The organism is Paenibacillus sp. F024 (assembly GCF_057814255.1).
On the sequence record NZ_JBVASZ010000160.1, the window covers coordinates 1 to 284 of the forward strand.

The 284-nt window shown below is 52.5% G+C and carries 1 protein-coding gene; it reads right to left on the bottom strand.

Annotated features, from left to right (window positions below):
* Window positions 1–66 precede the first annotated feature (66 nt).
* On the bottom strand, window positions 67–284 hold a 218-nt coding region (locus ACZYR9_RS27785), incomplete at its 5' end, for an ATP-binding protein (protein WP_488981517.1).

The window sequence follows — 284 nt, forward strand, 5'->3', positions numbered from 1 at the left end:
TGCCGTTCCGATGACGGAGGCCAAGCTGCAGGACATATTCATACGCGGCGCCGGCAGGTACACCGACTATGCAAGAGGAAACTCCATTACAAACTGCGTACCTTTGCCGATCTCGCTGGACACCTGAAGCTTGCCTCTCATGGACCGGATAATTCCAAAAACGACCATCATGCCAAGACCGGTTCCTTTTTCTTTCGTGGAAAAATAAGGCTCTCCCAAGCGCTGGATTTGTTCCGGAGTCATTCCGATGCGTACGGAAGCGCAAGACGGCTTTCCGATGCTTT